We start from the raw sequence: 10264 nt of genomic DNA, 5'->3' as shown, positions 1-10264 counted from the left end.
GCAGATGAATTCAGACTATCAGAAAGTGATTATACTTCTTTTGTTGATTTTGTAGCAAGCAAAAATCTGACTTACAAAAATCCATCAGAAAAAGCCCTGGGAAATTTCAAAGCCAAAGCCGAAAAAGATGATTACTTTGATGCCATTGAGGATGATTACAAGCAGATGCTGGAAACTATTGAAGAACAAAAAAGAAATGAAATTCTTAAATACAAGGGCGAAATCAGCAAGTATTTAGAAAATGAAATCGTCAGCAGATATTATTTCCAAAAAGGAAGAAGACAGGCCTCATTAGCTCGTGACAATGAGGTTGAGGAAGCTCTAAAAGTATTGAGCAACCTCGACAACTACAATAAAATATTACAACCAAACTAATTGCATATCAATTTTGCTTTCCAATATTCTATTATCTTCGTAAATCTTAATTATTAATTATGTTAGATTTACTTGACATTATCATCCTGTTTATTACAGGCTGTGTGGGCGGATTAATTGCTGGACTATTAGGCGTTGGCGGTGGGGTAATTTATGTGTTCATCCTATCATTTTACCTTGAAAAACTTGGTATTGTAAAAGACATTGACCAAGTTCGATTTATTTTGTCGAATTCCTTTTTTGCCATATTTTTTGCCAGTGTTTTTGGATCAATTCAGCAGTTCCGAAATAAAAACTATCATTTGAAAGAAGTTTTACTCACTGCAACAACAGCCATATTAGTTTCTGCTAGCATCACAATAATCATCCTTACTGGTGATTGGTATACCAAGCAGAAATTCACATTGGTATTTGTTAGTATATTATTCTTGCTTATCGTCAAAATGCTTTTAACATTAAGAAAGAAGAATACAGCTTTTAAGGATCATATTCCAAAAAAGATTTATCCATTAGCTGGTTTTTTCATGGGACTTTTTTCAGGCTTTTCCGGGCTTGGAGGAGGTGTAATTACAGTTCCTCTGCTTTCTGATATTTCAAAACTTAAGATCAAGAAAGCAACATCTATTTCATTGGGAGTAATGCCTTTTATGTCTGTTGTTTCTGTCTTGATATATAGTTTAAGCCAATCGCATTCCGGAAGCAACGCTTTTGGTTATTTATACCCTCAAATAACCATCCCCATGGTAGTGGGCGTTATAATTATGGCTCCTCAGGGAGTAAAATTAGCCAGGCGATTATCCGACACTTTCATCCGCATTTTGTTTATTTCAATTCTTCTGTTAGTTACAATCAGGATGTTGTCGACTATTCTTTAAATTTGCTCCGTGTTTAAAATACTGCATATTGAAACAGCAACTGATATTTGCTCGGTTGCATTAAGTGAAGATGATAAATTAGTCGATTATATCAGCTTGCACGAAAAAAACATCCATTCATCTAAGCTCACCTTATTTATTGATGAACTGTTAGAAAAAACAGCAAACTCTTATTCGAATCTTGATGCTGTGTCAGTAAGCAAAGGCCCCGGTTCTTTCACCGGTTTAAGAATTGGTGTTTCAGTTGCAAAAGGTATTTGTTATGGCATTGAAAAACCACTAATTGCTGTAAACACCTTACGATCGCTGATCACTGCATTAAAAAGAGAACAAGAATTAAAGGACGAGCATATTTGCACATTGATTGATGCACGAAATAATGAAGTTTATTATGCTATATACGATGCAAATTACCGAGCAGTTCTTGAACCTGAAGTAGGCAAATTAGAGCCAGAAAAAATGAGAGAATTTCTGTCAAACAGAAAAATGATTTTTATAGGTGATGGCGTTGAGAAATGGGCTGAGAGTTTTAATAATAATGATAATTGCATGCTATTATCGACTGTATTACCAGACGCAAGAAACCTCATCCCTTTGGCTGTCGAAAAATACAAAAACAAAGACTTTGAAGATTTGAATTACTTTGAACCTTATTATTTACGCGACTTCAAGGCTAAAAAAGTTTCATTGAAAATCAAGAAGATTTTAAATATAGATTAATGTCAAAATTACAATTAAGCGTTCTTGATTTTGAACGCCAAATACAAAACAATTATCGAATAATTGATATCAGAAAACCTGAATTTTTTGCCTATTCGCATATCCCACTATCCTTAAATTTGGTTTTTGATGACAGTTTTAGCAAGCATGCAAAGAAGTTTCTTTTTAAAGATGAAGCGATAATAATTGTTGGTGAAAGTGGGCAGGAAGAAGACGCTATTCTCGAAATTGAAAAATTAGGTTATCAAAATATTCGTGGTTATCTGGATGGTGGAATTGATGCCTGGATAGAAGCGAAAAAGAACATTGATGTTGTTATTTCCATTATGGCTGATGAATTGGCTATTGAAGTTAAACATGCAGGTCTATATGTATATGACCTTAGACTAAAATCGGCATTTGACAGAGGACATATTCAAGAATCCGAAAATATTAAACCATCACTTTTTATAACAGACTACTCCGCTATTGAGGAGGATGAATTTTCCGCTATTGTTTGTGAAGATGGACGCTTATCCATGAGTATGATATCCTATTTAAAAATAAATGGGAAACATAATCTGTATCATGCTGAAGGTGGTTTTGCTGAAATAAAAAAAGAAGAAAGATTTGAGCTGGTTAAAACACTTACAAAGACATCCAGTTAGATCATGTGATAATTTGTTGACTTAGCTAATTCTTAATATTAATTATGAAGTCAAATGAATAAACCAAGATCATTTAAGTATTTCAGTTTCGGTTTTTTCTTGATTGCACCATTCGTATTGTTTATTATTTTTCCAAACTATGAAACCATTGTCGAAGCACAAATTGGTAGTAGCTGGGGTGGGCTGTTCTATATTATTTATGTTAAGTTGTATAAGTTCATAGGAAGTTTACCTGCCATGCTATTGGTCTATGCACTATTAATATCAATATATTTTCTAGGAAAAAGAAAGATTCAAGCATAACTCCTGTAATTAGGTAGTTATCTAATTATCTTAGGTTTTTTGCTTCTTTTTCTTAGCTGCAGGAAATAATACATTATTCAATATCAATCGATACCCAGGTGAGTTTGGGTACAAGCTTAATTCAGTTGGTGGCTCTCCTACAATATGCTGGTAATCTTCCGGATCGTGACCACCATAAAAAGTCCACATTCCTTTTCCATACGTACCATGAATTAGTCGTGCTTCGCCAATTGCTTTATTTTCACCTAAAACCAGAACTTCGGGTTTCAAATATTTCGATCTAAAAGCTGTTGTTTGTCCCATAAACCCTTTTACCACACGCGTATGATTCTGACAAAGCATGGTTGGTATAACATCCCATTTTGCTGAAAATTCAAACAATGTAAAAAGATCTGTTCTCTCGCTTAAAACCCCGTGATCTCTGGTCGCATCTATCGTTGAGAACTCATATTGAATTGGTGATTTTTCTAACTGAAAATTCTGAAAAGCAAAGGTGTTTTCAAAATTTAGTTTTTGCTGAGCCTGTGGATCCATTGGGTCTCCATCAAATTCTCTTGAACAGATATCAACACCATCTGCCGAAAGAGCAATATCATAGGTATCGGCTGCAGCACACATGGCAAACAAGTAGCCTCCTCCTATTACATATTCCTGGATTTTTTTTGCCACGGCTAATTTCAACTGCGAGATTTTACTATAACCCCATCGTTCAGCTATTTCTTTATTCTCTTTTTGTTCCTCAATATACCAAGGCTGGTGTCGGTGACTCGCCCAAAACTTTCCACTTTGTCCGGTAAAATCTTCGTGGTGAAGATGCAACCAATCATATAAATGAAGTTTATTCTGAAGCATTTCATCATCATAAATTACATCATAGGGGATTTCAGCATATGTTAATACCAGGGTTACTGCATCATCCCAGGGCTGATTTGTTTTGGGAGAATAAACTGCAATTTTTGGTGCTTTTTCTAATTTAACGACCTCCTGATTTACTTCCGGATGAGCAATGTCATTTTTTATTTTTTGATATTGGACATCTGCAATCACTTCATAAGATATTGCACGTAAACGGCATTCTTTCTCAAATATGCCTGTAAAAGGAAACACAAAACTTCCACCGCGGTAGTTCAATAACCAATCAGCCGGAATCCCGGTACTGATCACCCAATAAGTCATCCCATAAGCTTTCAGATGATCTGTTTGCTTTTCATCCATGGGAATAAAAATATAAGCTGCCTTGGCTGTGTTTAGGGCTAAAAGTAATACGACTATGAATATCAGTTGTTTGCACATGGGCTATATTATAATACAAATTTAGTCAAATACGAAAGATCAATAAACTTCAAATCTTCTGCCATAAACAAATTAGATCGGCATCTCTCTACTTAAAGCTATTAATTCGTAAAATTTCTTCTCCTTAACAGCAAATTCCATGTCCTATGCAATAACCGACAAATTCCTTTCTACCTCATTGATAATTAATTATTCAGCCCATTATCTTTATTGGATAATCTTTTTTATTTTTGCAACTCGTAAAAAGTAGTGAGTTCAGGGAAATAACAAATATAATTACAAATGCCAGCTAAATTTAACCCGATAAAGATTTTCTCAGGTACTGCAAGTAAAGAGCTTGCTAATAAAATTGCTGATAGCTTTGGAACCGAGTTAGGGGATGTTAGTGTCTTGAAGTTCAAAGATGGTGAAATCCAGCCTAGTTTTAATGAATCAATTCGGGGTTGTGATGTATTTTTGATTCAATCCACATTTGCTCCTACCGATAATTTATTTGAGCTATTGCTAATGATAGATGCTGCAAAAAGAGCATCTGCGCATTATATCAATGTTGTTATTCCTTATTATGGCTATGCCCGTCAGGACAGAAAAGACAAGCCCAGGGTTTCGATTGGTGCTAAATTAATTGCAGATTTAATTTATACTGCTGGAGCCAGCAGGGTTATTGCAATGGATCTTCATGCTGCCCAGATTCAGGGATTCTTCCCTATTCCAGTTGTCCATCTCGATTCTTCTGTCATTTTTGTTCCTTACATCAAACATCTTAATCTGGACAATTTAGTGATTGCCTCTCCTGATATTGGTGGTACAAAAAGAGCCCGAGAATTTGCCAGCAAATTGAATTCAGAAATTGTAATTTCTGACAAGCACCGAAAAAAAGCCAACGAAGTTGAAGAGATCAGAGTAATAGGTAATGTGGAAGGTAAAAATGTTGTCATTGTTGATGATATCATTGATACGGGAAACACTTTGATTAAAGCAGCAGAAGTAATGCTAAAAGCAGGAGCCAAAAGTGTTCGTGCTTTCGCAACTCATCCTGTTTTTTCAGCTAATGCACTAGAAAGACTTGAAAAATCACAGATGGAGGAAATCGTTGTTTGCGATACGATACCTCTTGCCAGATCAAGTGAAAAGATTACTGTATTGTCTGTTGCCAGCTTATTTGCACGCGGCATACATAACGTTTACGAGCATGAATCGATCAGTTCGCTGTTCGATATGCCCGATTCATTTCAAAAAGAAATAAAATTTTAAATTAGAATACAATGAAACAATTCGAGCTGTTTGGGAAAATCAGAGAAAAGTCAACGAAAGGGGCTTTAAATCAGCTAAGAGCAGAGGGATTTGTCCCCGGAGTTCTTTATGGGGGAAAAGAAAATGTTAATGTCTATTTTTTCATCAATGACATTAAAAAAGTTCTATATACAAAAGAAGTTTTTCTATTGGATTTAACAATAGATGATAAAAAATATACAGCAATTGTTAAAGACACAACCTATCATCCACTTTCAGATGAGCCAACTCATATTGACCTCATGGAAGTTACAAAAGACATGGTTGTGAAAGCTAACTATCCAATGAGCTTTGTTGGTACTCCAGCTGGTGCTCGCGAAGGTGGTAAGGTCTTCAAAAAGCTTCGTATTATCCGTCTGAAAGGCAAAGTTGCTGATCTTCCTGATAATATTGAGATTGACATTACTAGTTTGGAATTGGGAGACACGTTGAAAGTTAGGGACATTGATATCCCCAATGTTGAGATGATTGATCCTGCCAGTACACCTGTTGTAGGTGTTGCCAGAGCAAGAGCTGCTATTGTTGCAACTGTGGATTCAGAGGAAATCGAGGGTGAAGAAGGCGAAGAAGGAGCTGAAGGATCTGAAGGAAGCGAAGCAACTGCTGAAGCTAAATCAGAATAATTTAAACGCTTCCTTTGAAGCTACTAATAACAGGACTAGGGAATTTAGGTGATGACTATGCCAACACCAGGCATAATATTGGATTCTCTATTCTTGATTTTTTTGCTGAAAAATATAATTTTCAGTTTGAATCGGCCAGATATGCTTTCAAAGCAGAGCATCGAATTAAAAACAAACAGCTTGTATTTATAAAACCCACTACATATATGAATCGTAGTGGGAAAGCTGTGCGATATTGGCTTAATAAACTAGATATTCCAGCCGAGAATTCTCTTGTTCTTGTTGACGATGTGGCTCTTCCATTAGGAAAAGTACGCATTAGAAATAAAGGTGGTGATGGTGGCCATAATGGTTTATCTGATATTATTGACATCCTGCAAACAAACCAATTCCCAAGGCTCAGAATTGGTGTAGGAAATGATTATCCAAAAGGATTTCAGGTTGATCATGTGCTGGGAACATGGACGGACGAAGAAATGAAAGTATTGTCCGAAAAATTCACCTTCATTCATGATGCCATATATTCTTTCATTTTTGAAGGAGTGAACAGAGCCATGACTAAGTACAACAAAAACGAATAAAAGTCTGATCAAAAATTCTTTTTGTAAAAACGATTATACTATAATTTCTTATAATTGGTATACCTAAAAAACTAGGCTCAATTTTTAGCTCAATTGTGTTAATTTTGCAGCTATTATAATAATGAGTGTGACTTTTATACAAAGAATTACTCTTTGATGATGAAAACAGATGAATTAAACAGAAAATGATGAAATACGATTTAATAGTAATAGGTAGTGGTCCTGGTGGATATGTAGCTGCAATCAGAGCTTCTCAGTTAGGTAAAAAAGTAGCCGTTGTCGAAAGAGAATCTATAGGTGGAATTTGTTTGAATTGGGGTTGTATTCCAACTAAAGCACTACTAAAATCTGCTCAGGTTTTTGAATATTTAAAACATGCATCAGATTATGGTATCAGTGCAGAAAATCCCAAGGTTGATTTTGGTGCGGTTGTAAGTCGCTCCCGATCTGTAGCCGAAAAAATGTCAAATGGTGTTCAATATCTCTTCAAAAAGAACAAAATAGATCTGATTAAGGGATTTGCCAAATTGCAAAAGGGAAAAAAAGTTGAAGTTACGGATGAAGGAAAATCAAGCATTTATGAAGCTGATCATATCATTATTGCAACAGGTGCCCGATCTAGAGAACTTCCAAACATCAAAATTGATGGAAAAAAAATAATTGGTTATCGTCAAGCCATGAACTTAGCCAAACAACCAAAAAGCTTGGTCGTTATTGGCTCAGGTGCAATAGGATCTGAATTTGCCTATTTCTATAATGCCATAGGAACAGAAGTAACTTTAATTGAAGTTTTTCCTGAAATTGTACCGCTTGAAGACATTGAGGTTTCCAAACAATTAGCGCGTAGTTTTAAGAAAAGTGGAATTAAGGTACTAACCAATTCTACAGTGGAAGAAGTTGATACGAAAGGAGAAGGTTGTCAGGTAAAAGTTAAAACCAAGAAAGGCGAAAAAATTATTGCATGCGACATTGTGCTTTCGGCTGTTGGTATTGCAACCAATTTAGAAAACATTGGATTGGAAGAAACAGGAGTAAAACAGGAAAAAGGTAAAATTTTGGTTGACGATTTCTATCAAACCAATATCGAAGGTGTTTATGCCATTGGAGATATTGTTCATGGGCCTGCTCTTGCTCATGTTGCATCCGCTGAAGGTATTATTTGTGTTGAAAAAATTGCTGGAGAAAATCCACAGCCACTAGATTATGGAAACATCCCAGGCTGCACCTATACTAGTCCAGAAGTAGCATCTGTTGGTTTGACAGAACAAGCAGCAAAAGATGCCGGATATGAAATCAAGGTAGGGAAATTCCCCTTCACTGCTTCGGGCAAAGCATCAGCTGCTGGTCATAATGAAGGTTTTGTGAAATTAATTTTTGACGCAAAATACGGAGAATGCTTAGGTGCACATATGATTGGAGCCGGAGTAACTGAAATGATAGCAGAAATGGTGGCTGTAAGAAAGTTGGAAACAACAGGTCACGAATTGATTAAAACTGTTCATCCACACCCAACCATGTCGGAAGCAATTATGGAGGCTGCAGCAGCAGCATTTGGTGAAGTAATTCATATTTAATTCTAATAATCAGAATAAGCAATCAGGATGAGCAAGTTTATCGACAGAAGCAAGGCACTTATAAAATACCTGATTGTAATAGCAGTCATTTTTCTTATATACTATACTATTCCCAAAGAAGGGAAGTTCAAATACGAATATGCCAAAAATGAATTATGGAATCACAATGATTTAATTTCTCCTTTTTCGTTTCCCATTAAAAAAACTGTTGAACAACTTGACCAAGAGGAAAATGATATTAGAGAATCGTTTAAACCTTATTATGCTCACCATAACGACATATTAGATAATGCGATAGCAAATATTCAAATTAACTATGAGGCTATTGTTGAAGATGCAAATCCTCAACTCAAAAAAGGCTATATTAAACTATTAACAAAGCTTATTTCAGAAACCTATGACAAGGGAATTCTGGAAGACAGTGGACAAGGTGATCAAAAAAGCACGAGTGGTATTATCATCATTGTTAAGAAGAATAAGAGTTCAACAGAAGTATTAGTTAGTAGTTTATTTACCCTAAAAAAGGCTCGTGAATATGTCAGAGATCAGATTAAGAAGGATACATTTTTATCTTCTCATGTCAATTATTCTCAACTATTAAGTCTGGTTGCGCCTAACCTACACTATGATAAGAATCTTTCAGAAGCAGAGTTTAAGTCAGTACTTGAAGATATATCTACCACTGAAGGAGTAATTATGGAAGGTGAGAAAATCATCTCCAAAGGAGTGAAAGTCACGGATGACAAATTTCAGATACTGGAATCTCTAAGGCTCGAATATGAAAATCAGTTAAGTAAAGGCTCTTTTAATTACTTAAAACACTTAGGCTATTTGCTTCTACTATCGCTGGTTATTGGTGGTTTTATAGTGTATTTATGGAAGTTTTATCGTGAGATATACATGAAGAACAAGGATGTATTCCTTATTCTTTTTATTATAACCGCCTTCATATTACTGAGCACCTATGTCATAAAGAGCACTAACTTCAATATTTATTTGGTTCCTTTTTGCATTGTACCCATCATTTTAATTTCGTTTTTTGATGCTCGAATTGCCTTCATTAGTCACCTCATTGTAGTTGTTATTGTAAGTTTATTTTCACCCAATGGCTATGAATTTTTACTGATTCAGATTATTGCTGGATTAGCTGTAGTGATTGTTATATCTCAAATACGCTATTTGTCTCAGTTCTTTCTGGCAACTCTAATTGTATTATTTGTTTATTACATCACCTTTTTTGGCCTGAAACTAATTCAAGTAAGCACGCTCAAGGAAATTGATTTTATGAATTTTCTCTGGTTTTCAGGCAGTTTTATTCTGACACTATTAGCTTATCCTCTTATTTATGCATTTGAAAAGATGTTCGGATTTGTATCAGATATTACCTTGATTGAACTTTCTGATTTGAATAAAAAATTACTGCGCGATTTATCCTCTAAAGCACCGGGTACTTTTCAGCATAGCATACAAGTAGCTAACTTAACAGATGCTGTTTTGAATAAAATTGGAGGAAACTCACTGTTGGCAAAGGTTGGTGCTCTATATCACGATATTGGTAAAATGAATGCTCCCCAGTTCTTTACAGAAAATCAAAAAGACATCAATCCACACGATAATTTAGATGAAAAAGAAAGTGCTCGTATTATTATAAAACATGTTAGCGATGGTGTTAAATTAGCCAAAGAACACAATCTCCCGAGAGAAGTTATCAGTTTTATTAAAACACATCATGGGACAACCAAAGTAGAATATTTCTACCGCAATTATGTTAAGAAAAACCCTGATATTCAGGTTGATGAAAATGATTTTCGCTACCCTGGCCCAAAGCCAAGCAGCAAGGAAGCAGCAGTTGTTATGATTGTTGATTCGATTGAAGCAGCAGCAAGAAGCATCAAAGAACCAAGCGTTGAAATGCTCGAAGATTTGGTCGATCGACTAGTTGATTATAAAATGAAAGATAATCAGTTCGAAAATGCATTT

The 10264-nt window shown here is 35.3% G+C and carries 11 protein-coding genes; 10 read left to right on the top strand and 1 reads right to left on the bottom strand.

Annotated features, from left to right (window positions below):
- From HOG71_11110 to HOG71_11090, 5 genes are all read left to right on the top strand, one after another.
- Positions 1–375, top strand: a 375-nt coding sequence (locus HOG71_11110; GenBank protein MBT5991386.1) for a peptidase S41, incomplete at its 5' end; no start/stop codon positions are given.
- Positions 376–434: 59 nt separating this feature from the next.
- Positions 435–1250 carry a sulfite exporter TauE/SafE family protein gene (locus HOG71_11105; protein MBT5991385.1) on the top strand — a complete coding sequence of 272 codons (816 nt, stop codon included), beginning with the start codon at positions 435–437 and terminating at the stop codon, positions 1248–1250.
- A 9-nt stretch (positions 1251–1259) separates the two neighbouring features.
- Positions 1260–1970, top strand: coding sequence for a tRNA (adenosine(37)-N6)-threonylcarbamoyltransferase complex dimerization subunit type 1 TsaB (gene tsaB / locus HOG71_11100; GenBank protein MBT5991384.1), 711 nt, complete (start codon positions 1260–1262; stop codon positions 1968–1970).
- Positions 1970–2617 (top strand): rhodanese-like domain-containing protein, encoded by a 648-nt coding sequence (locus HOG71_11095; GenBank protein ID MBT5991383.1) that lies wholly within the window; start codon positions 1970–1972, stop codon positions 2615–2617. The genes tsaB and HOG71_11095 overlap by 1 nt, the downstream gene beginning before the upstream one ends.
- A 54-nt stretch (positions 2618–2671) precedes the next feature.
- Positions 2672–2920 carry a hypothetical protein gene (locus HOG71_11090; GenBank protein MBT5991382.1) on the top strand — a complete coding sequence of 83 codons (249 nt, stop codon included), beginning with the start codon at positions 2672–2674 and terminating at the stop codon, positions 2918–2920.
- Positions 2921–2950: 30 nt separating this feature from the next.
- Here HOG71_11090 and HOG71_11085 read toward each other — a convergent pair whose 3' ends face one another.
- Positions 2951–4213, bottom strand: coding sequence for an asparagine synthetase B (locus HOG71_11085; protein MBT5991381.1), 1263 nt, complete (start codon positions 4211–4213; stop codon positions 2951–2953).
- Between the two features lie 282 nt (positions 4214–4495).
- Between HOG71_11085 and HOG71_11080 the strand changes: the two genes are divergently transcribed.
- From HOG71_11080 to HOG71_11060, 5 genes are all read left to right on the top strand, one after another.
- Entirely contained in the window at positions 4496–5467 is a 972-nt protein-coding gene (locus HOG71_11080; protein ID MBT5991380.1) for a ribose-phosphate pyrophosphokinase, read from the top strand.
- Between the two features lie 11 nt (positions 5468–5478).
- A complete protein-coding gene (locus HOG71_11075; protein MBT5991379.1) occupies positions 5479–6129 on the top strand; it encodes a 50S ribosomal protein L25 in 651 nt (216 codons plus the stop codon).
- A gap of 14 nt (positions 6130–6143) precedes the next feature.
- Positions 6144–6710, top strand: a complete 567-nt coding sequence (locus tag HOG71_11070) for an aminoacyl-tRNA hydrolase (GenBank protein MBT5991378.1) — start codon at positions 6144–6146, stop codon at positions 6708–6710.
- Positions 6711–6898: 188 nt separating this feature from the next.
- Positions 6899–8284 (top strand): dihydrolipoyl dehydrogenase, encoded by a 1386-nt coding sequence (gene lpdA / locus HOG71_11065; protein ID MBT5991377.1) that lies wholly within the window; start codon positions 6899–6901, stop codon positions 8282–8284.
- Positions 8285–8311: 27 nt separating this feature from the next.
- Positions 8312–10264, top strand: a 1953-nt coding sequence (locus HOG71_11060; GenBank protein ID MBT5991376.1) for an HDIG domain-containing protein, incomplete at its 3' end; no start/stop codon positions are given.

The organism is Bacteroidota bacterium, assembly GCA_018698135.1.
GTDB lineage: Bacteria > Bacteroidota > Bacteroidia > CAILMK01 > JAAYUY01 > JABINZ01.
Note: the sequence above shows the minus strand (reverse complement) of the source record. Positions and strands in the feature narration are given on the sequence as shown.